Genomic DNA, 19720 nt, shown 5'->3' with positions numbered 1-19720 from the left:
AACAATCGTTTGCGCAAGTAGAATGTCGAATTTACGCGCTGTCAAGTGGGGGAGGGGCGGTGGATTTGCGGATGGAGAGACCGCTGGGCGGCAGAAGGCGTACGGCCTCGGGCGTCCCGCCCTCGATGAGGTCGATCAGGAGTTCGGCGGCCGATGCGCCCATCGCCTCCAATGGGGTCCGGACGGTCGTGAGCGCGGGGTAGACCATGGCCGCGATCGGGGCGTCGTGGATTGCGATCACCGAGATTTGCCGCGGTACGCTGATCCCCGCTTCATGCAATGCCGCGATCGCTCCCGTCGCCGAAACGAGGGTGGCCGCCAGCACCGCGGTTGGCAGGGGCGCGCATCGGGTGAGAAGGCGACGCATGGCCTCCGCGCCGCCTTCGACGCTGTAGCCGGCCGGCTCGACGAGCGAGGGATCGGCCGGCAAGCCTGCCGCCTGCAGAGCCCCGTAATAGCCCGCCAACCTGGCCTGGCCGTTGAAGCCCTCGAGGCGTCCGGCGATATGCGCGACGCGCCGATGCCCGAGGGCGAGCAGGTGCTCGACGCCGATGCGTGCTGCGCTCTCGGTATCGAGCGCGACCGATGGTGAGGTGCCGACGCTCCGGTTCATCAGCACGAACGGAATTTGTGCGGCTTTGAGATCTTCGATCAGGTTGCGGTCGTCGTCGAGGCTGGCTGCAAGCAGACCGTCGACGCGATGGGCTCCGGCAAGACGTTCATAGGTGCCGGCATCGATGTGGTCGGGGTCGCGATGGGCGATCAGGATCGAATATCCTCGCCGCGCGGCAGCGGCCTCGGCTCCCCGGATCGCGAGTGAGAACACCGGGTTGTCGAACTGCGGCACGACCAGGCCGAGCGTGAATGTCCGTGCGGTCCGCAGAGCCCTTGCCAGTGCATTCGGCTGATATTGCAAGGTCTTGGCCGCTTCCAGGATTCTGGCGCGCGCTTCTTCGGAGATGCGCTGTCCGGGTTTGCCGCCTAGGATGCGCGATGCCGTCGAGACGTCGACGCCTGCCAGCTTGGCGACATCCTTGAGACTCACCCGATGATCGCGCGACACTCTGCGTCTCCCAATAGGCGCGCCACCTATCCCCGTTATGAAGGCTGCAAGAGCAAGATGCCGAGAGGCGCGCTGTCGCGGTTTAGCACGTCACCGGGAGCCGGTTCGGGAATTCTTGGCAGACGGACAGGTTTCCGGGGCGCCGGTCGGCCATATCCCGGGCGAATGCAGGGGGGCCGAAAAACCAAGACGGGAGCAGCTCGAAATCCGCACCGAGTTTGGCCAGCTTCAACGAGCTGCAAGGTGCAGCCTTCGGCGCGGTGATGACTACGCTGTAGATGAGCGAGGGCGATTTGCGCTTTCGTGGGGTCCTGTATTTCCGAAGAATAAGTTCGCCTATAGCTAAATCGGCCAAAATATATTTGGCTATCGAGCGGTTGAAATAATATTATAATAGTATATATGTTATATATGCTCAAAAAAATTCAGAAATTGAAAGTGGATTCGATCCCGAAGACACATGTCGTTACCCGGAGCGGCTTCGCGGCGACCTGACGCTGCCGCCATCGCCCTCCGGGCCCCCGACCGAGAGCAGATCGAGGGTTTTCGCGCCGCCTTGCCGGCGCGCAGGGGAGTTGGATCGATGACTATTCGTTTCAGGCTGGTCTGCGCACGCTGCACTCGCAGTGTCCCGCGGACCGCGATGCGTTGCCCGTGGTGTTCAAGTCGCCTCGAGCAGGGCGGCTTTGCCGAGGCGCGCCCCTCCGGCGAAACCGGTGGCTTGCGACCGTCCGCCGCGGCGTCGGGCAGAGGGCGGCCAGAACGCTCATGAGTCGGCACGAGATCGTTCGTCACCGCTTGTTCTGGCCTGCTGCGGCCATGTTGACGAGCATCGGCATCTACCTCGCGCATCAGTCGATCCTGGACGCGACCAGGCCCGATATCGAAGCTCATGCCATCCGGATGCTTTCGGGTGCGCTGAGCTATTTCACGGCAGCCTGGCTCGGTGGCCGCCTGATCGGTATCGCACTGGAGCGCGTCGGCCCGAACCGTCGGCGCGTGCCCAGGCTGCTGCAGGAGCTCGTCTCGGTCGCGCTGTTCATCGCTGCGGCCATCGCAACCATCATCCTGGTCTTCGGGCAGTCGGTCAGCGGCGCCCTTGCCGGCTCGGGGCTCGTTCTGGCGATCCTCGGCTTCGCCGTTCGCAACGCGCTCGCCGATGTGCTCTCCGGAATTGCGCTGGGATTGGAGGCTCCCTACCGCATCGGCGACTGGGTCGAGATCGACAGCACGGTCCGTGGCCGGATCGTCGAGATTGGATGGCGCACGACCCGGCTTCTGACGCGCGACGACACTTACACGATCCTGCCCAACAGCCAGATCGCACGCCAGCGGCTCACGAACTACAGCGCGCCGCGGCGGCGCTACCGGACCAAGATCCAGATTCTGCTCGGTCACGATGTGCCGGTCGCGGTGGCCAAGGGGCTGCTGGCGCAAGCCTCGGCCGAGCCGACGATCATTCTGGCGAAGCCTGCTCCGGACGTAAGGGTCATATCCTATGAGCGCGACGGCATCCGCTATGCCGTTCGCTTCTGGGTCCCAAGCTTCGCGGAGGAGATCGATTGTCGTGACGCTGTGTTCTCGGCAATCGACGTCGCGATCAGGGCGCGAGGCCTCCGGCCGCCGGGCAGCAGGCCTTGTCTGGCGAAGGACCCTGCGGCGCATGCGGTGGCCGAGGGCTGATTTGCACCATCGGGCGGGACGGTGCCGGGCGATAGCAGGCGCCGTGTCGCCGCAGAGATCTTTGCGCGATGGATGAAATGGCGGCGATCGCAAATCGTCACGGGGCTCGACGACGCGGCCCTGATTGATGCCGCGCTCCGCAAGGTCGGCTCAGGATGTTTGACGTGTACAAAGCATGGCTGTATACAGCTTCACAGCTATAAGCCAATCATAAGCTCGAGGGGATCTAGATGGCTTTTCCGGTGCTCCGCGCGACTCTGGCCGCTGCAACGCTGTTCGTTCTCGCACCGGCGGCCCAGGCCGGGCCGGTGCTCGACAAGATCAAGCAGGACGGCAAGATCATCTGCTTGGTGAACCCGAACTCGCCGGGCTTCTCCGTCCCCGACAGCCAGGGCACGTTCCGCGGCTTCAATGTCGAGTTCTGCCGCATGGCCTCCGCCGCGATCTTCGGCGACGCCGCCAAGGCCGAGCTGCGCGGCATCGGCTTTTCCGACAGCCTGAAGGCGATCATCAGCGGCAGCGCCCATATCGCCTCGCGCGGCATCACCGCGACCGGCACCCGCGATGCCGATCCCGGCGTGTCCTTCGTCACGACCACCTTCTTTGACGGCCAGGGCTTCATGGTGCCCAAGAGCCTGGGCATGACCAAGCTCGCGGACCTTTCGGGGGCGACCGTCTGTGCCGAGGAAGGCTCGACCACGCTGCTCTACCTCGCCGACTGGTTCGGCGCCGCCAAGCTGCCCTACAAGGTCGAGAACATCGCCGACAAGACGGCGCGCCTGCAGGCCTTCTTTTCCGGCAAATGCGATGCGGTCGCGAGCTCGATCTCGGCATTGGCTGCCGACCGACTGCTTGCGCCGAAGCCGGACGATTATGTGATCGTCCCGCAGCGCTCCGCCACCGAGCCGCTCGCCCTCGTCTCGCGGCCCGATACGGAGCTCGAGAAGACCCTGTTCTGGGGCGTCCAGGTGATGATCGCCGCCGAGGAATTCGGCGTCACCTCGGCCAATATCGACGCCAAGATGGCGACGCTCAAGGACCTGCCCATCGATGAGCAGCGCCTGATCTCGCCGACCGGCCCGACTGCCGACATGGCCAAGAAGCTCGGGCTGCATCCGGAGTGGAGCTCGCGCCTGATCAAGCAGGTCGGCAATTACGGCGAGGTCTTCGAGAAGCACATCGGCAAGGGTTCGCCGCTCGCCATGGATCGCGCCGCCTCGCTCAATCGGCTGACCAGGGATGGCGGCCTGATGTTCAGCTTCCCGATCCGCTAGGGCCGATCGGACGCTCGACAGCCGGGGGGCTGCTCCGCTCTAATGGGTGCAAAGGCGCACGCGACCGGAAGGCCGCGTGCGCCGCGCCATAGAGAGGAAGGCATGGACGACGATATCGCGTGGATCTCCCCGCGCGGATTCAGCGGCGCCGTCGGCATGCTGCCCTTTCCAGGGCTCGTCATCCTGCGTCGCGGCGAACGAAGCATCGACGATGATCGCCAGGAGCGCGTCCTCGACAGGCTGGCCGAAAAGGGCGTGACGCTGCTGGTCAGCCTGCTCGACACCGGCGAATGCGAGCCCGGAGATATCGAGCACCTGCAGGGTGCGGCGGGCAGGCGCGGCATCGAGGTCACGCTTGCGCCGATCGCCGATTTCTGTGCCCCCGATAGGAGCTCCTACTGGCCGGAGCTGGCCGGCAGGGTGCTGCCGGAGCTCGATCTCGGTGCCAGCGTCGGGTTCTGCTGCCTCGCCGGCGCCGGCCGCAGCGGCATGATGGCGGCCCGCGTCCTGATCGCGGCGGGAAGCCAGCCTCAAGCGGCGATCGATGCGGTGCGCGCGGCCCGTCCAGATGCGATCGAAAGCAACGACCAGGTCGCCTATCTGCTGGCGTCCGCGCCGTAGCGCGCCAGCAGGAGCTCCAGATGCGTCGCATGCAGGCGAAACAGCTCTGGAGCCGACAGGCTGCCAGCCTTCTCTGCCGTCGCGACGATCTCCGCGGTCAGCAATTCACGCATCAGGCGCGGATCGCGCTTCAGCCAGGCGACCCAGCTGCGCGCGATGCGGAAGAAGATCATGTCATCCATCTGGCGCAGCGCCTCGTCGCCGATCAAGGCGTTGCGCTCCTCGTGATGGGAGCGCCAGACGGTCCAGACCTCCTTGATCGCGGAGTTGTCGTGCAGTTGCTCGGCCAGCGAGAGCAGGCGCGCATAATCCGATCTGAGGCCGGCCGGCATTTGCAGCGGCACGAGATCGGCGATCAGACCGGTCAGGCCAATGCGGAAGCGCAGCATGTCGACGGCATGGTGGTCGACATAGGAGACGATGGTACCGACGCCGTTGCGCGTTTCCGCGAGCTGCTCATAGACGAGGCGCTGCAAGACCTGCCTGATCGGCGTCCGGCTGACCCGGAACTCGGTCGCCAGCGCGGCCTCGTGGATGACGTGGCCTTCGTCATATTCGCGCAGGCAGATGCGGTCGCGCACGATCTCGAAGATCACATCATTGCGCGATCGGACCAACTGGCGCAGCTGCTGCGCCTCCGGCATCGTGGTCTCGGTCATCCTTGCCCCCTCCGGTCTTCCAAGGCCGTCACGAGCCGGCCTTTCCGGTGCCGTGCCCGAGTCGCCGGCCGCGCTCGGAGATCATCCAGCAACAGAGGAAATAGAACAGCCCGATCGCTACATTGGCCTCAAGTGCATAGGCCTGCCAAAGCGGATCGGCATATGCCATGCGCGAGGTCGAGAGCAAATCATGCATGCCGACTATGGCGACCAGCGACGTATCCTTGAAGCTGCCGATGATCGAGTTCGTCAGGCCGGGCACCGCCGTCCGCAGGGCTTGCGGCAGGACGATCAGATGCATGCGCTGAAAGCCCGACAATCCCAGGCTGGCGCCGGCCTCGACCTGGCCCTTCGGTAGCGCCTGCAGGCCGCCGCGGACGTCCTCGGCGAAATAGGCGGCGTAGAACAGCGTCAGTACGATCAGGATGGCGACCACGGGCTCGATCGTGGCGCCGCGCGTCAGCAGCAGCGGCAGCACGAAGATGCCGGCGAACAGCACCGCGACCATCGGGATGGCGCGCACCGTCTCGATATACCCGACGGCTGCGAGATTGAGGGCCCGATGCCGCGACCAGCGTGCCAGCGCGAGCAGGACGCCCAGGGGAAAGGCCACCGCCATGGTGAAGGTGGAGAGGAACAGGACCAGAGGCAGGCCGTTCCAGCGATGGGATTCGACCAGCGGCAGGCCGGCGATCCCGCCGCGCAGCAGCAGATAGGAGGCGGCCGCCGCCAGGCTGGTCATGCCGACGCGCATATAGAGCCCGATCGGGACCAGCGCGAAGACGAGGATCGTCGCGATGATCAGCGCGCTCGCGAGATAGGCGCGCCAGCGCTCGGCCGCCGGATAGGTGCCGGTCAGCATGAGATCGGCCTTTTCGCTGAGGAACGCCCAGCACGCGCCCGCCGCCTTCAGGCAATCGGCCCGGCTGCCCGATAATGGCACCGCATCGAGCACCGCCCAGCTCAGCACCGCCGTCGCGAAGCGATAGAGCAATATCAGCGTCACGATGGTCAGCAGCGAGTTCCACCAGCCCGAAAACAGGTTTGCGCGCAGCCAGGCCAACAGCGCCTTGGGCCGGCGCGCACGCGGCGCGCCCGCGAGCGGTAGCGGAACGGAGACCATGGCCATGATCAGCGTCCCTTCAGGCGGTAGGTGTGGCTGAACCAGTTCACCAGCGCCGAGATCAGCATGTTGACCACCAGGAAGAAGCCCGCGACGAGGAGCATCAGCTCGATCGGCCGGAAGGTCTGGTTCACCGAGGTGCTGACCACGCTGAGCAGATCGGAATAGCCGACGGCCAGGGCGATCGAGGTGTTCTTGAGCAGGTTCGAATACTGGTTGCCGAGCGGCGGCGTGATCACGCGCAGCGCCTGCGGCAGCACGATCAGTCGCATGGTCTTGAACCAATCGAGCCCGAGCGCCTGCGCCGCCTCGCGCTGCCCGGACGAGGTCGCGATGATGCCGCCGCGGACGATCGCGCCGATCTGGCCACCGTGATAGACGCCCAGCGCCACGACGAGCGCGGTGAACTGCAGCGAAAGGCTCATGCCGCCGGCGACGTTGAAGCCCTTCAGCTCTGGTACAGACCAGCCGATCCGGACCGCGCCGAGCAGGGCGAGCGCGGCCAGGAGCAGCACTCCGGCCGCGATGACCGGCAGCGCAACGGGATGGCGCTGGCCGGTGCGATCCTGCCTGCGCCTGGCAAGTCGCGCCCACAGAACCCAGCCCGCCAGCCAGAGCCCGCTCGCCAGGGCCAGCAGCCTGCCGCCATGCTCGATGACCGGCCAGGGCAGGAACAGCCCGCGATTGCTGAGCATGGCACCGAACGGTCCGGTCCAGGCCAGGCGGACATGGGGCAGATAGCGCACCATCATCACATAGAGCGCGATCAGGATCAGCAGCTTCGGCAGGTTGCGCAGTAGCTCGACATAGCCGTGGGCCAAGGTTCGGACGAGCCAGTTCGAGCTCGTCATCGCGACTCCGACGACCAGTCCGAGGCTGCTCGCCAGGACGAGCACGACGGCTGCGGCCAGGAGCGTGTTCAGAATCCCGACGAGCAGCACGCGCGCATAGGTGTCGCGCGGCGAATAGGCGATCAGGCTCTCGCTGACGTCGAAGCCCGCCTCCAGCCAGAGGAAAGAGAAGTCGATCTCCATTCCCGAGGCCGCAAGATTGGCGGAGACATTGCGTGCGGCCAGAGCGACGAGCAGCCCAAGGCCCAGCAGCATCACGGCCGGCCAGACGCAGGCGGAAAGACGATCCCGCCAGTCCGGTGTCGGTGGCGGCGACGAACTCGTCTCTGCGGGGCGCGGAGAGCTGGACATCATGATTGGATAGCTGTACACAGCTATGTCATAGTGTCAATTGCCGAACGCGACCGATCATCGGTGTCCGGCGCGACATCGTCCCGAGCCGCAGTATCCTGCGCACAGCATTTTGGGCCTCGCATCTTGCGCAGCTTGACCGCCCCCCCTGTCTCGACCATCGCGCTGCCCGGTATCGCCGGCCGGCTTCTGCTCTCCCCGTGCCCCGGCCGCTGGGCGGCGTCCGCGGCTTCGGACTGGGAGGCGAGCGCGGCCGTCATCGACGATCTCGCGCATATCGCGCTGCTCGGCGCCGACGGCGTGCTCAGTCTCGTCGAAGCGCAGGAGCTGCCCGGCGGGCCTGCGCATTTCGCAGCGGCCGTCGAGAGGGCCGGGCTGCGCTGGGCTCATCTTCCCATTCGCGATTTCGGCGTTCCCGACGACGGCTTCGCGCTCTCCTGGCAACAGCTGGACCTGCTCGCCCGCCTCCGGGCCGGAGAGAGCTGGGCCATCCATTGCCGCGCCGGCCTGGGACGCACCGGCACGATCGCGGCGCAGCTATTGGTCGAAGCGGGTCAGTCCCCCGCCGACGCGATCGCGACGATTCGCCGGCAGCACGCCGCCGCAGCGGTCGAAACCGCGGCGCAGACCGATTATCTGATGAAACTCCCGCTGAAACTGGCGCGCTGACCGGGCACCCGACTTCGTCGAAGGACCTCCCGCCTTCACCGGCACCGAGAGCCGGCGCCTCGAGGGCGCTTTGCAGGCGCCGACCGCATGGCGGGTCCGGCACGTCGACCGCCATCACGACCGATGACAGCCGAACAATGGGTGCCGAGACGTCAGAGCGTGACCCAGCGTGCTTCGTCGAAGCTGCGCGCGGCCGCTTCGACGATGCGCTCGATGCGCAGCCCGGCTGCGAAATCAACCAGATGAGCCGGCTCGCCAGCGATGGCGCGCAGGAGTTCTCGGCATTCGATGATCTTGAGCTCGTTGAAGCCGAGTCCGTGGCCAGGTGCCGGGATGAAGCGGTCGTAAGGCGGGTGCGTGGGGCCGCTCAAAATGCGTCGGAACCCCTGACGATCCGTTGGTCCTTCGGCGAGATAGAGCTCGATCTCGTTCAGGCGCTCCTGATCGAAGCTGATCGTGCCGCGCGCTCCGAAGACCTGCAGCGCGATGCGGCCCTTGCGACCCCAGGCCGAGCGGTTGAGCGCGACCAGACCGGAAGCCTCTGAGGCGAAGCGCAGCAGCAGGCTCGCCACGTCATGGGTTTCGACGGCACGCGTGCCTCCTTCGGCCAACGGTCTCTCATGGTAGGGCTTCGCCATGTCGGCCATGACGGCTCGGGTCTCGCCGAGCAGCAGCGTCAGCAGCGAGAAGGCGTGAACGCCGAAATCGTCCAGCGCACCATGGCCGGAGGCCGCTTGGCTCTTCCAGGAGAACGGTGCGGCCGGGTCGGCCATGAAATCCTCGTCCATCTCGATGCCGGCATGGCTGATCCGGCCTATCGTCCCTTCGGCAATGAGCTTCGCAGCGAGCCTGATCGCCGGGTTCTGGATGTAGTTGTAGCCAAGCGCCGCGACCGATCGCGCCGTTGCGGCAGCCCTGGCCATTGCTTGCGCGTCGGCGAGCGAGGTCGCCATCGGCTTTTCGCACCAGACATGCTTGCCGGCCTCCAAGGCCGCCAGGGCCATCTCGGCATGGAAGGCGTTGGGCGTCGTGATCGAGACGACATCGATTTCGGGATCGGCGACGAGAGCCCGCCAGTCCGCGGTCGCCCGCGCGAAGCCGAGCTCGCCGGCGCGTCGCGTCGCCAGCGCGGGGTCGACCTCGCAGAGCATGGCGAGCCGCGGGCGTGGCACGTCGCCGAATACCGGCGCGACCGCGTTCCAGGCCAAGGCATGACATTTGCCCATATAGCCGGTGCCGATCAGGCCAACGCCGAGTGCGCGCATCAGGGAGCTCGTTCGAAGCAGGAGTGGATCGAGGCAAGCGCGGCGTCAGGTCGGGCCCGCGGGCTCGTCCGAAAGCGCCTGCAACCTCTTGCCGTGATCGAACACCGGAAGAACGGAATCAGCAACGCTGACTTTGATATGGCGCGCCCTTGTTCATGCTCGTCGCCGTGACCGCCGCCTTCGCAGGCCGCGCCTCGATCCGGCCCCTGTATTCGGCGGCGGCGTCGTATCGCCGTGTGATTGCGGGGCTTCGACGGGGCGCGCCCTCTGCCCCGTCAGTGCTGGTCTCTTGGCCGCCAGCCCCAGCCTGCGAGCATGTCATGGCTCTTGCGGATATCGTCGTCGGGCTCCGGCGAGATGATCTCGAGCGAGGTCGGCCCGGTGAAGCCGATCCGGTCGAGCGCTGCGCCGATGTCCTGAACCGGCACGACGCCGGTGCCGATCGTCGCATGCGCCCAGGTCTTGGTACCGGTGTCGGAGAGGTGGACGAAGCGTAGCCGGGAGGCGACCTCTTCGAGCCCTTGCGAGGGATCCTCCCCGAAGAAGACGGCGTTCGCGACGTCATAGGTGATGCCGATCCGGTCGCTGCCGATCCGGGCGAGCCGGGACATCAGGTCCTCCGCGCGCGGCAGGAATGAGTTCGGGACGTTCTCGAGCGTGATCTCGACGCCCTCCGCGGCGGCGCAGCGTTCGAGTTCGACCAGGGCGTCGTCGAACCAGCGGTCCCGATAATGGTCCGGCAGCGGCAGCAGCGGGTGGGTCTTGCCGGGAACGACCACGACCCAGGGCACGTTCCACTCCCCGGCGAGGCGGATGACGTCGATATAGTGGTCGATCGTGTATCGGCGCATTTCCGGCGCCGGACTGACCAGGTTGAGGTCCAGCATCGGCGGCGCCAGGGAGATGATCCGTGCGCCGTTTCGTTCGAGAGCTTGCCGGGTTCGGCGCCGAGCCTGCGGCCCCAGCGCGGACGGCCATAGATGCGGCCAGTTGACCATGAATTCGAGCTCGCGATAGCCGAGCCCGGCCAGATGGTCGATGGCCTCGTCCGCGGCCATCTTCCAGATGTAGGAATAGCAGTTGATCGCGACTTCGCGCATCGTGTCCTCCGGCGTCTCTCGAGCTTTCCCGCGCTCCTGCGCAGCGCGGGCGTCTCTGGATGGCTGGCTTCGCCCCGTCCGGGCCATGTTGTCCGGTGCTGCCAAAAGCTGCTTCAGCGCATCATTTCGACGCCGCCGCAGACACTGATCGCCTGACCGGTGATCGAGGCGGCATAGGGCGAGGCCAGGAATATCTGCGTATTGGCGATGTCCTCGGCACTGACCGTTCGACCCAGCGCGGTCCGGTCGAACAGTTCCTTGAACACCGCTTCGGGCTCGAGCCCGGCCTCTCGCGCGCGCTGGGTCCAGATGTTGCGGAAGCGGTCGCCCTCGACATGGCCCGGAAGCACGGCGTTGACGCGGATATTGTCGCGTCCCACCTCCATGGCGAGGCTCTTGGTGAAGCCGATCACGCCCCATTTGGCCGCGGCATAGGGCGTGCGGTTGGGGAAGGCGAGGCGGCCGGCGACAGAACTCATATTGATGATCGCGCCGCCGCCATTGGCGCGCATCGCCTTGACGGCCTCGGCGCTGCAATGGAACTGCGACTTGACGTTGACGGCGAGCGTCTTCTCGATCTGCTCGGGCGTGATCTGTTCGATGCCCGATGTCGGGCCGCCGACGCCGGCATTGTTGATGAGGACGTCGAGGCCGCCGAGCCTGTCGAGCGCTTCTGCGAACATCCGGCGCACCGGCTCGGGCTCGGCCACGTCGGCGACGCTGCCGTCGAGGCCCGCGGTGCTGGCGATGGTCGACAGCAAGGGTTCGGGCTGGATGTCGCTGACATAGACGCGGGCACCGCAGGCGAGAAAGGCCTCGGCGGAAACCTTGCCGATCCCGCTGCCGGCCGCCGTGATCAGGACCCGATAGCCGCTGAGGTCCATGGGAAGGATTTGATCTGCCATTCGGGCCTCCCGTGCCAATCGGCTACTCCCCGCGGATGCGGGGTGTTCTGGATAGAAAGCTGCTTAGGAGCGGCGCTACGATGCGTAGAGCTTGAACAGGCTCGAAACGTCGTCCTGTCCATGGCCGTCCTGAATGCGTTTGCGGATCATCTCCGCGACGAGTGCGTTGAGCGGCATCGGTGCCGCCCGCTCCTGCGCGATCCCCCGGACCATGCCGAGATCCTTCATCAGCGTGTCGAGCGTTCCCGTGACGGTGAAGTCGCGGGCCAGCATCTTCGGCCAGATCTGCTGGAGCAGATTGGAATCGCCATGTCCGCCGCGGAGTGCTTCCGGAACTGCGGCGGCATCGACACCTATGCGCTCGGCGAAGTTCAGGACTTCCGCGACCATCAGATAGGTGGTCGATACCAGCGTTTGATTGAGCATCTTCACATACTGACCGGCTCCGCTGTCTCCGACCCGCGTCACGGCGCGCGCAAGGTGCGCCAGCATCGGCCGGACCTTGTCGATCGCCTCGGCCGGACCGCCTGCCATCACCGCCAGGGTCCCGTTGACGGCTCCGACCTGGCCGCCGGAGACTGGCGCGTCGATCCAGATCATGCCGGTCTCTGCATGGAGCCTGCTGGCCATCTCGATGGTCTGCTGGGGCGAGATGGTCGACATGTCGACCAGTATCTTCGGCGAAGCGGCGCCCTCGGCCAGGCCGTCCCGACCGAAGACGACCGAGCGCATGGCCTGCGTATCGGAAACGCAGGTGATGACGACATCGGCCTGTCGGCACAGTTCGGCCGGGCTGGCAGCCAGTTTGGCACCTGCCTCGACAAGATCACGGATCTTTTCGGGTGTGCGGGCCCACAGCCGCACATCTGTTCCCGCCGCCAGGAGACGGCGCACCATCGGTGCCCCCATCAGTCCAGCACCGATATAGCCACAGGCAAGTGTCATGATGGCCTCAGTTCGTTCATGTCAGTGCGGATGGGGCGTAGCGCGTCGAGCCGGAAGGCGCTCTCGGCGAAGCGGGCCGCGAGCCCTTCGCCCGAACCGACGATTTCCAGAACGAGCGGATCGCTCCAGCCGATCGCGGCGAGCTCGGACAGCACCGCGGCGAAGTCGATCTCGCCGAGGCCGACGGGGTCATGGCGATAGGAGAGCCGGCCTGTGTCGGACAGATGCACCAGAGCAAGCCGCTCGCCGCAGCGCAGCAGGGCGCCCTTGAGATCCTCTCCGATGAAGAAGCCGTTGGCGACATCATAGACGATGCCGATATCGGGACCGCCATGGCTCTCGACCGCCTGCAACAGGCCGTTCGCATCGCAAAACAGGCCGAAGGGCATGTTCTCGACGACCAGCCGCGTTCCGGCGCGGCTGGCTATGGGCAGGAGCCTGTCGAGCGCGCGGTGGAAATGGCCGGTCGCCTGCTCTTTGGGCATTGGCACAAGGCCATTGAGCTTGCCCGGCCCGATCAGCACGAAAGGCGCCTCGACCTCGCCGGCGAACTCAATCGTGCGCGTTAGCGAGGCGAGCGAGTATTCGCGCATTTCGCTGGTCGCGGCCGCGATGTTCAGGTCGAGATTCGGCTGGTTGACCGTGCGGACCGCGAGCGAGCGCTCGCTCAGGAAGCGTTTGAACCTGGCACGGGCGCCTGCGTCCATCTCCGCCGCCCAGGCATGGCCGGGATACATCAGCAGTTCGAACAGGCGAAATCCCTGCTCGGCCAGCAGGCTCATGGCATCCTCCGCCGAATGGTCGATGCTGTGTGAGTAGGTCGTGATGACGTAGTCGCAGACAGCCATGTCTTCGCTCCTCGTCGTGATTGCGATGCGGGCGATACGCGCCGGGCGGGCTCAACCAGCCTCCGCCGGCTCCTCCCAGAACCACCACTGCCGATCGACCACCCAGTCCTGCACATCGGCGCGGAAGGCGAGATAATGCTCACTCTCCCGGTGGATCTGCAGAGCCTCGTCGTCCTCATAGATCTCGATGAGCAGGAACAGCGCCGGATCGCGGCGCTCCTGCCGGATGTCGAAGCGGTGGCAGCCTTCCTCGCGCTCGAGGCTCGTGGCGGCATGCCGGAGCAGGCGGGCCCGGAAGGGCTCGATTGCCTCCTCCCGGACTCGCAGATGGGCGGTGTGGAGCAGGGCCATCGCCGGCTTCACAGATTGAGCAGCATGAGCCGCTCTTCGGTCATGTCGCGAATGGCGTAGCGCGGGCCCTCGCGGCCGATGCCGCTATCCTTGACGCCGCCATAGGCGAGCTGGTCGGTGCGCCAGGTCGAGCTGCCATTGATGATCACGCCGCCGGTGCGGATGCTGCGCACCGCCTGGATCGCGAGATGGATCGATTTGGTGAAGACGCCGCATTGCAGGCCGAAGCGGCTGTCGCTCACTGTTGCGCAGGCCGCGCCGAAATCATCATAGGGCAGCACGCTGACGACCGGGCCGAAGACCTCGTCGCAGACGACCTTCATCGAGGGCGTGACGTCGACCAGTACGGTCGGCTCGAGCTGTGCACCCTTGCGCTTGCCACCCGTCAGGATGCGGGCGCCGCCGGCTTCCGCCTCCCGGACCCAGCTTTCGATGCGCTGTGCCGTGCGCTCGTCGATCAGCGTGCCGACATCGGTCTGGGGATCGGCGGGGTCGCCGAGCTTGAGCGTGCGGACTTCGGCGACGAGCTTCTCGACGAAGGCGTCGTAGACCGCGCGGTGGACATAGACGGTCTGTACCGAGATGCAGCTCTGGCCGGCGAGCCGCATCGAATTGCGGGCGCAGGTCGTGGCCGCCTCGCCGATATCGGCGTCGTCATGGACGATGGTCTGGCCGGCGCCGCCGAGTTCGAGCGCGACGCGGCGCAGGCCGGTCGCCGCCTTGATCTCGGCGCCGACGCGGGTCGAGCCGGTGAAGGTGACGAAATCGACCCTGGGGTCGCGCACCAGCTCCGGGCCGACATCGGGGCCGTAGAGCGTGTTGAGCACGCCGGGCGGCGTGCCGGCATCGACGAAGAGCCTGGTCAACTCGTGCACGACACCCGGCGCCTGCGGCGGCCCTTTGAGGACGACCGCATTGCCCGAGGCGATCGCCGGGGCGACCTTGTGGGCGGCGAGGTTGAAGGGCGCGTTGAACGGCGTGATTCCGGCGATGACGCCGACGGGGAAGCGCAGCATGAGCGCGATCTTGCCGGCGCCCATCGCACTGCCGTCGAGCGGGATATGCTCGCCCTCGATGCGGATCGCCTCCTCGGCCGAGAGGTTGATCGTGTCCTGCGAGCGGACGACCTCGCCACGCGCATCCTTGATCGCCTTGCCGGTCTCGCGCGACATCACCTCGGCGATCATGTCGGCGCGCTCGAGCAGCAGCGCGCTGACGCGGCGCAGCAGCGCGGCGCGCTCGAAGCCCGGCATCGCCGCGATCACGGATTTGGCGGCGACGGCAGCGTTCAGCGCCGCATCGAGATCGGCCCGGGTCGAGCGCGGCTGATAGGAGACGATCTCGTTGCGATAGGGATCGTTGACCGGGTCCATGGTGGCGCCCTCGCGCCATTCGCCGCCGATCAGCATCGGAATCCGCTTGATGGCCTGGTTGGAGCTGTCCATCTGCCTGTTCCCTTTCAAGCGTCTCGCACCGTCGGCATCAGCCGTGCGGCGCGGTACTGGGTGAATTGCCGCGCGAACATCTCGGCGGAATCGATCGATCCGGCGAAGCCGGTGCGGCGCAGCCGCGTCAGGTTGGAAAGCACGTCCCAGTCCTGCCGGAAGACGAAGTCGCCGAAGGCCCAGAGCGCGGTGGCTTCGAGCGGCTGAGGCACCAGCCCTTCGCGGCTGACGATCCGCTCCCAGACCGGGCCCTTGTCCTTCATCCAGTCGGCCAGCCGGATGTCGCGCGGCTCGCCGCAGGTGAGACCGAGCATCGTCGCCAGGCGCGGCCACATGTGCCGCCAGCGAAAGGCATCGCCATTGGTGATGTTGAAGGCCTGATTGGTGCCGCTCTCGCGGGTCGAAAGCCAGAGGATCGCGTCGGCGAGATGGCCGGCATCAGTCACCTCGTTCAGGCTTTCATAGCCGGCCCGGGTGCCGGGAAAGTCGAGCGGTGTGCCGAATTCGCGGCAGATCGCGGCATAGGCGGCGAGAATGGCGGTCAGATTGCGCGCGCGCGAGGGGTCGAATTCGCAGACCACGGTGGGCCGGCAGGCCGACCAGCTCCAGCACTGGCCGCGGGCGAGCGCGATCAGCGCGTCTTCCTGATCGTAGTAGAAATTCGGTGGCAGATGGCGCGGGTCGTCCTCGCTCGATGGCGTGCGATGCGGGCCGAGATGGACGCCATACCATTTCGTGCCTTCGACGAGATGGACATGGCGCAGCTCCGAGGACCGCGCCGCGGCCGCTTCGACGACATTGGCGAGCATCGCGACATTGCTTGCCACATCCTCGATGCCGCCCTCGCCATGGGCGGCGCGGGCGGCGTAGAAGAGATGCGTGATCGGTTCGGCGCCTGCGAGCGCCGCCGCGACGCTGTCGCGGTCCATCAGATCCGCGGCGAGATGATCGAACTGCGCCCCGGAAGGCGGCGCCCCCCGGGACAAGCCATAGACGGTCCATCCGCCGGCCCGCCGCATCGCTGCGACGAGCGCCTTGCCGATGGCGCCCGTCGGGCCGACGACCAGAGCACGGCGGACGGTGTTGCTCATGCCCGGCCGTATCCGACCGCGGCGAGACGCGTCGCGCTGTCGAGCGTGTCGGCATCGGCATTGCGCGAGATCACTTCGAGCACCGGCAGCTCGGCATAGCCGATTTCCTTCAGCACCGGCGGGAAAGCGGCGAAGGGCACGTCGCCCAGGCCGATCGTGTCGTGGCGGTAGACCTTGCGACCGGTATCGGAGAAATGGACGAGCCCGAGGCGCTTCGACACCTTGCGCAGTCCCTCGCACGGGTCCTCGCCGATGAAATGGCCATTCGCGACGTCGTAGATGATGCCGACATCGGGATTGCCGTAGTCGTCCAGCGCCTTCATCAGCGAGTCCGCGTCCGGCAGGAAGGCGAAGGGCATGTTCTCGACCAGCAGGCGCACGCCAGCCTGCTTGGCGATCGGGGCGAGCGTGTCGAGCGCCTTGTGGAAATGGCCGAGCAGCAGCGCGTGCCCCGGCGAGAACAGCGGATTGGCCTTGCCGGGGCCGATCACGATCGCCGGCACTTCGAGCTCACCGGCGAGCCGGATGAAGTTGGAGAGCAGGCCGAGCGAATAGGCGCGCACCTCCGGCGAGGCGCCGGCGATGTTGAGGTCGATATTCGGCATGTTGAAGGAAACGAGCCGCGTGCCGGTGCTCGAAACGGCGCTGCGGATATCGCGCTTCGCGGCTTCGTCGACCTCGCCCGGCCAGAAGTGGCCGGTATACATCATCAGCTCGAAGCCGGGATAACCCTGGCCGCCGAGATGGCGGATGGTTTCGGCGGCGCTGTAGTCGAGGGTGTAGGAATAGGTATTGATGGCGAAAATGGTCTTGGGATCGGTCATCGAGCCGGGTTCCTGAAATGTGCTTGAGGAGGATCAGCGGGCGCCGAAATCGCGCCAGGTGAATTGCGGCTCGTAACCCAGCACCTCGCGCGCATGGCCGATGCCGAAGACACCGGCATTCGGGTTGCGCTCGAAGACATCGCCGCGGACTTCCGGAAGATAGCCCAGACGCTCCTTCATGATTTCGAGGGTCGGACGCTCATTGAGGCCGTCGGCGGCACCGAGGAAGAAGCAGTCATAGCGACCGTCCGGGTGCTCGAGGGCGAGCTGGATACCCTGCGCCACGTCCTGCGGGGCGACATAGCCCCAGAGGTGATAATTGTTGACGTCGGAGCCGCGCGTGCCGAGTTCCGGATATTCCGGGGCGAAGACGATGTGGCCGGGGCGGATGACGAGAACCTCGACCTTGCCGCGCACCGAATAGCAGCGCGCGATCGACTCGGTGACTTCCTTGGAGAGCGAATAGACTTCGCTCGGCCGGATCGGGTGCTTCTCGTCGACGGGCAGGTATTGCGGCGCCCAGTCCTTGGGATTGTAGTGCAGGCCGGTGGCTGAATCGCTCGAAATGACGATGACGCGCTTCACCCCGGCATCCTCGGCGGCCTGGAGCGCCACCCAGGTGCCTTGGGTGTTGACGCGGAAGCACTTCTCCGGCGAGCTGGTGCGCGGATTGGGTACTGCCGCCAGATGGACGACCGCATCGACACCCTTGAAGGCCGCGGTCAGCGCTTCGAGATCGGTGACGTCGACATCCGCGCTCTGCACGCCCGGCACGTCGGACGGATGGATGTCGATGACGGAGACGTCGTAACGCTGTTTCAGGCGCTCGACCACGAACCGTCCCAGGCGACCGGCGCCACCGGTCACCACGATCTTGTTGTAAGCCATCATTTTCCTCCCGGACGATCTCTTATTGATTCAGGTCGATCCAGCGCCGCGTCTCATGCGACCGGTAGATCGCCTCCTCGACACGCAGCGCCTCGAGATACTCGCTGGCGGTATTCTCGATCGGCATGCCATCGCGCAGATGGTCGACGACATGGCTCTGGAGGGCGTGCACGGAATCGCCGGCATAGCCCCGCTTTTCCCAGCGATAGGCGTGCTCGACTTCCGTGGCCCCGCGGGCGCGGCGCCAGATTCGGCCGTAGCCGTCGACGCGCAGCGCGCCTTCCGAGCCTTCCACCAGGAGTTCGCCCATGGTTAGGCGGGTGTTTTCGGCCTGGAAATCTGCGAGGCGGTTGCCGTCGAAAATGCCGGCGGCACCGGATGCGAAGGCGAAGGTGACGTATCCGGCATCCTCTCCGGCGATGACCGGGTTGATCCGGCGCAGATGGGCGAACACCCCGGTGATCCGGCCCATCAGGAAGCGCAGCACGTCGATGGTGTGAATGCCGGTCTCATGGATGAGGAAGCGCGGCATCTGCTGGAAATAGGGCTGGCGGTCGAGATAGGCGCCCGGCCCCTGGCCGTCGCCTGGCCGCATGCGGAAGGTGACGTTGTAGGGCTCGCCGATGGCCCCGTCGCGCAGCAGCCGGCCGATCTCGCGGTTCCACGGGCGGAAGCGCCAGTTCTCATGTGCGACGATCAGCGTGCCGGAGCGCGTGCCGAGATCGGCGATGGCCTGCGCCTCGGTGAAGCTGGGCGCCAGCGGCTTCTGGCAGATCACCGGGATGCCGCGCGCCACGGCGAGGCCGACGAGGTCGGAATGGCTTTCCGGCGTGGTGATGACGTCGACGAGATCGGGCTTCGCCTCATCCAGCATCTGCGCCGGATCGGTGTAGACGCGGCTGGCGCCGTAGCGCGCTGCGAACTCCTCGCCGCGCGCGACATTGGAATTCACGCAGATGCCGGCCAGCTCGATCCCCGGAATCCGGGACCAGCTGTCGTAATGATAGGTGCTGAAAAAGCCCGTGCCAAAGGCCGCGACGCGCATGGTCGTCTCCATCAGTGCTCAGATTTTCTATTATATGAAATGCTATTTTACAATAGCAAAATTGCTCGCCGAAAATGCCAGCCGATAGGTGCCGGTCAGGGTGGTGCCCTGTGGCTCCATGGCTAGTGCCGGGTTCATGATCGCGAGGCAGGCCGCGGCTTCTTCGGTACCGCGTGTGTGCAGGACCAGTATCGTCGCGGCATAGCGGTCCTCGCCTCCGCGCAATTGCTTTTCGCGTGTCGGAATGGTCGAGCGCTGCAGGTCCGCGGCCCAGCGTTCCCAGCCGAGTGCGCCCGGCAATTCGCAGGCGCGGCCGATGGCCTGCCGCAATTCGGCGGACATCGGCCCGGCCAGTCTGATCGTGACGGCGCAGCCGCCCTCGGCGCCGCCATGGCTCTCGATTCGCTCGCAGACCGTGCGGGAATTGCCGCGAAACTGCGGCTGGCAACGCAGGGTCCAGGGGGTCGGCTGGTTCAGGCGCTCGAGATAGGCTGGCGCCGAGAGCGTGGCGGTACTCTCCGTTTCATAGCGGATGAAGAGCTGGGGCGAGGTTCCCGGTTCGGCCTGATAGCGGCGGACGCTGCGAAAGCCGGGAACGGCGAGCCGCTCGAAATGGTGCTCCCTGTCGTACCAGGACAGCACGTCCGTCTGATGCTCCGGCACGATGTCGTGCCAGATCGCCAATATGCCGCAACCCATCGCGTTTCATCCATGTTTTT

20 protein-coding genes are annotated in these 19720 nt (G+C 66.1%); 4 read left to right on the top strand and 16 right to left on the bottom strand.

Going from position 1 to position 19720, the window contains the following annotated elements; all coding sequences use genetic code 11:
* Positions 1 to 31: 31 nt before the first annotated feature.
* Positions 32 to 1063, bottom strand: coding sequence for a LacI family DNA-binding transcriptional regulator (locus ACWGRX_RS18440; protein ID WP_452118725.1), 1032 nt, complete (start codon positions 1061 to 1063; stop codon positions 32 to 34).
* Between the two features lie 819 nt (positions 1064 to 1882).
* Between ACWGRX_RS18440 and ACWGRX_RS18435 the strand changes: the two genes are divergently transcribed.
* The 3 genes from ACWGRX_RS18435 to ACWGRX_RS18425 all read left to right on the top strand — a co-directional run bounded on the left by ACWGRX_RS18435 (position 1883) and on the right by ACWGRX_RS18425 (position 4641).
* Positions 1883 to 2746: a mechanosensitive ion channel family protein gene (locus ACWGRX_RS18435; protein WP_452118724.1), complete on the top strand. Its 864-nt coding sequence runs from the start codon at positions 1883 to 1885 to the stop codon at positions 2744 to 2746.
* Between the two features lie 230 nt (positions 2747 to 2976).
* Complete coding sequence (locus tag ACWGRX_RS18430) at positions 2977 to 4020, top strand: transporter substrate-binding domain-containing protein (protein WP_291647570.1); 1044 nt, start codon at positions 2977 to 2979, stop codon at positions 4018 to 4020.
* Positions 4021 to 4122: 102 nt separating this feature from the next.
* Positions 4123 to 4641, top strand: a complete 519-nt coding sequence (locus tag ACWGRX_RS18425) for a protein-tyrosine phosphatase family protein (protein WP_452118723.1) — start codon at positions 4123 to 4125, stop codon at positions 4639 to 4641.
* Here ACWGRX_RS18425 and ACWGRX_RS18420 read toward each other — a convergent pair.
* The 3 genes from ACWGRX_RS18420 to ACWGRX_RS18410 are packed head-to-tail and all read right to left on the bottom strand — an operon-like array spanning position 4617 to position 7529.
* Complete coding sequence (locus ACWGRX_RS18420) at positions 4617 to 5300, bottom strand: GntR family transcriptional regulator (protein WP_452118722.1); 684 nt, start codon at positions 5298 to 5300, stop codon at positions 4617 to 4619. The two genes, ACWGRX_RS18425 and ACWGRX_RS18420, sit on opposite strands and share 25 nt — an antisense overlap.
* 28 nt (positions 5301 to 5328) lie before the next feature.
* A complete protein-coding gene (locus tag ACWGRX_RS18415) occupies positions 5329 to 6429 on the bottom strand; it encodes an amino acid ABC transporter permease (protein WP_452118721.1) in 1101 nt (366 codons plus the stop codon).
* A 2-nt stretch (positions 6430 to 6431) separates the two neighbouring features.
* Positions 6432 to 7529, bottom strand: a complete 1098-nt coding sequence (locus ACWGRX_RS18410; RefSeq protein WP_452118720.1) for an amino acid ABC transporter permease — start codon at positions 7527 to 7529, stop codon at positions 6432 to 6434.
* 222 nt (positions 7530 to 7751) lie between these two features.
* On the opposite strand from ACWGRX_RS18410, the gene ACWGRX_RS18405 reads away from it, so the two are divergent.
* Entirely contained in the window at positions 7752 to 8294 is a 543-nt protein-coding gene (locus tag ACWGRX_RS18405; RefSeq protein WP_452118719.1) for a phosphatase domain-containing putative toxin, read from the top strand.
* A gap of 152 nt (positions 8295 to 8446) precedes the next feature.
* Here the strand turns inward: ACWGRX_RS18405 and ACWGRX_RS18400 are convergent, their stop codons facing one another.
* The 12 genes from ACWGRX_RS18400 to ACWGRX_RS18345 all read right to left on the bottom strand — a co-directional run bounded on the left by ACWGRX_RS18400 (position 8447) and on the right by ACWGRX_RS18345 (position 19700).
* Entirely contained in the window at positions 8447 to 9559 is a 1113-nt protein-coding gene (locus ACWGRX_RS18400; RefSeq protein ID WP_452118718.1) for a Gfo/Idh/MocA family protein, read from the bottom strand.
* A 275-nt stretch (positions 9560 to 9834) separates the two neighbouring features.
* Entirely contained in the window at positions 9835 to 10659 is an 825-nt protein-coding gene (locus ACWGRX_RS18395; RefSeq protein WP_452118717.1) for a sugar phosphate isomerase/epimerase family protein, read from the bottom strand.
* 113 nt (positions 10660 to 10772) lie between these two features.
* Positions 10773 to 11564, bottom strand: coding sequence for an SDR family oxidoreductase (locus ACWGRX_RS18390; protein ID WP_452118716.1), 792 nt, complete (start codon positions 11562 to 11564; stop codon positions 10773 to 10775).
* 75 nt (positions 11565 to 11639) lie between these two features.
* The gene (locus ACWGRX_RS18385; RefSeq protein ID WP_452118715.1) at positions 11640 to 12509 is read right to left on the bottom strand and encodes an NAD(P)-dependent oxidoreductase; all 870 of its coding nucleotides are present in this window, start codon (positions 12507 to 12509) and stop codon (positions 11640 to 11642) included.
* A complete protein-coding gene (locus ACWGRX_RS18380; RefSeq protein ID WP_452118714.1) occupies positions 12506 to 13357 on the bottom strand; it encodes a sugar phosphate isomerase/epimerase family protein in 852 nt (283 codons plus the stop codon). Before ACWGRX_RS18380 ends, ACWGRX_RS18385 begins: the two co-directional genes overlap by 4 nt.
* Before the next feature lie 51 nt (positions 13358 to 13408).
* Entirely contained in the window at positions 13409 to 13708 is a 300-nt protein-coding gene (locus ACWGRX_RS18375; protein WP_291638929.1) for a putative quinol monooxygenase, read from the bottom strand.
* An 8-nt stretch (positions 13709 to 13716) separates the two neighbouring features.
* A complete protein-coding gene (locus tag ACWGRX_RS18370; RefSeq protein WP_452118713.1) occupies positions 13717 to 15153 on the bottom strand; it encodes an aldehyde dehydrogenase family protein in 1437 nt (478 codons plus the stop codon).
* A 14-nt stretch (positions 15154 to 15167) separates the two neighbouring features.
* The gene (locus tag ACWGRX_RS18365) at positions 15168 to 16244 is read right to left on the bottom strand and encodes an SDR family oxidoreductase (RefSeq protein ID WP_452118712.1); all 1077 of its coding nucleotides are present in this window, start codon (positions 16242 to 16244) and stop codon (positions 15168 to 15170) included.
* Positions 16241 to 17068 carry a sugar phosphate isomerase/epimerase family protein gene (locus ACWGRX_RS18360; protein WP_452118711.1) on the bottom strand — a complete coding sequence of 276 codons (828 nt, stop codon included), beginning with the start codon at positions 17066 to 17068 and terminating at the stop codon, positions 16241 to 16243. Before ACWGRX_RS18360 ends, ACWGRX_RS18365 begins: the two co-directional genes overlap by 4 nt.
* Positions 17069 to 17101: 33 nt before the next feature.
* On the bottom strand, positions 17102 to 17956 hold the full coding sequence (locus ACWGRX_RS18355) for an NAD-dependent epimerase/dehydratase family protein (protein WP_452118710.1): 855 nt from the start codon (positions 17954 to 17956) through the stop codon (positions 17102 to 17104).
* 22 nt (positions 17957 to 17978) lie between these two features.
* The gene (locus ACWGRX_RS18350; protein WP_452118709.1) at positions 17979 to 19001 is read right to left on the bottom strand and encodes a Gfo/Idh/MocA family protein; all 1023 of its coding nucleotides are present in this window, start codon (positions 18999 to 19001) and stop codon (positions 17979 to 17981) included.
* Positions 19002 to 19043: 42 nt separating this feature from the next.
* Complete coding sequence (locus tag ACWGRX_RS18345; RefSeq protein WP_452118708.1) at positions 19044 to 19700, bottom strand: hypothetical protein; 657 nt, start codon at positions 19698 to 19700, stop codon at positions 19044 to 19046.
* Positions 19701 to 19720 lie beyond the last annotated feature (20 nt).

It is taken from the genome of Allobosea sp. NPDC055594 (assembly GCF_053618995.1).
This window is presented reverse-complemented; position numbering and strand designations above follow the sequence as displayed.

Excerpts from the sequence above, each read along its gene's own strand:
- ACWGRX_RS18435 (WP_452118724.1), top strand. The coding sequence starts at position 1,883 with ATGTTGACGAGCATCGGCATCTACCTCGCGCATCAGTCGATCCTGGAC.
- ACWGRX_RS18430 (WP_291647570.1), top strand. The coding sequence starts at position 2,977 with ATGGCTTTTCCGGTGCTCCGCGCGACTCTGGCCGCTGCAACGCTGTTC.
- ACWGRX_RS18425 (WP_452118723.1), top strand. The coding sequence starts at position 4,123 with ATGGACGACGATATCGCGTGGATCTCCCCGCGCGGATTCAGCGGCGCC.
- ACWGRX_RS18420 (WP_452118722.1), bottom strand. The coding sequence starts at position 5,300 with ATGACCGAGACCACGATGCCGGAGGCGCAGCAGCTGCGCCAGTTGGTC.
- ACWGRX_RS18415 (WP_452118721.1), bottom strand. The coding sequence starts at position 6,429 with ATGGCCATGGTCTCCGTTCCGCTACCGCTCGCGGGCGCGCCGCGTGCG.
- ACWGRX_RS18410 (WP_452118720.1), bottom strand. The coding sequence starts at position 7,529 with ATGCTGCTGGGCCTTGGGCTGCTCGTCGCTCTGGCCGCACGCAATGTC.
- ACWGRX_RS18400 (WP_452118718.1), bottom strand. The coding sequence starts at position 9,559 with ATGCGCGCACTCGGCGTTGGCCTGATCGGCACCGGCTATATGGGCAAA.
- ACWGRX_RS18395 (WP_452118717.1), bottom strand. The coding sequence starts at position 10,659 with ATGCGCGAAGTCGCGATCAACTGCTATTCCTACATCTGGAAGATGGCC.
- ACWGRX_RS18390 (WP_452118716.1), bottom strand. The coding sequence starts at position 11,564 with ATGGCAGATCAAATCCTTCCCATGGACCTCAGCGGCTATCGGGTCCTG.
- ACWGRX_RS18385 (WP_452118715.1), bottom strand. The coding sequence starts at position 12,509 with ATGACACTTGCCTGTGGCTATATCGGTGCTGGACTGATGGGGGCACCG.
- ACWGRX_RS18380 (WP_452118714.1), bottom strand. The coding sequence starts at position 13,357 with ATGGCTGTCTGCGACTACGTCATCACGACCTACTCACACAGCATCGAC.
- ACWGRX_RS18375 (WP_291638929.1), bottom strand. The coding sequence starts at position 13,708 with ATGGCCCTGCTCCACACCGCCCATCTGCGAGTCCGGGAGGAGGCAATC.
- ACWGRX_RS18370 (WP_452118713.1), bottom strand. The coding sequence starts at position 15,153 with ATGGACAGCTCCAACCAGGCCATCAAGCGGATTCCGATGCTGATCGGC.
- ACWGRX_RS18365 (WP_452118712.1), bottom strand. The coding sequence starts at position 16,244 with ATGAGCAACACCGTCCGCCGTGCTCTGGTCGTCGGCCCGACGGGCGCC.
- ACWGRX_RS18360 (WP_452118711.1), bottom strand. The coding sequence starts at position 17,068 with ATGACCGATCCCAAGACCATTTTCGCCATCAATACCTATTCCTACACC.
- ACWGRX_RS18355 (WP_452118710.1), bottom strand. The coding sequence starts at position 17,956 with ATGGCTTACAACAAGATCGTGGTGACCGGTGGCGCCGGTCGCCTGGGA.
- ACWGRX_RS18350 (WP_452118709.1), bottom strand. The coding sequence starts at position 19,001 with ATGCGCGTCGCGGCCTTTGGCACGGGCTTTTTCAGCACCTATCATTAC.
- ACWGRX_RS18345 (WP_452118708.1), bottom strand. The coding sequence starts at position 19,700 with ATGGGTTGCGGCATATTGGCGATCTGGCACGACATCGTGCCGGAGCAT.